Raw genomic sequence first — 255 nt, forward strand, 5'->3', positions numbered from 1 at the left:
TCCCGCAATAATACTTAGGTTTTTTGATGGCGAAGCATTCAAGTCAAATTCAAATCCCTGACTTCTTGCTTCACCACCCTGTGAGCTGTACATTGGATTGCTAGTAACTAAATTAGCAACATTGATATCATAATAACTTGCAGTTGCGGTTAATTTGTTTGAAAGCAAATCTGCTTTTATTTCCGCTTCTAACTGATTCGCATGTTCGGGTTTAAAAGTCTGTGAGCCAATAAAATTACCGTCATTATCATATAT

General features: G+C 36.1%; 1 protein-coding gene. It reads right to left on the reverse strand.

The window, feature by feature from the left end; genetic code table 11:
* A partial coding sequence (locus tag SB658_RS25740; protein ID WP_410603297.1) for a TonB-dependent receptor domain-containing protein occupies positions 1–255 on the reverse strand: 255 nt, incomplete at both ends.

The organism is Bacillus sp. SIMBA_008, from assembly GCF_046535495.1.
GTDB lineage: Bacteria > Bacillota > Bacilli > Bacillales > Bacillaceae > Bacillus > Bacillus subtilis.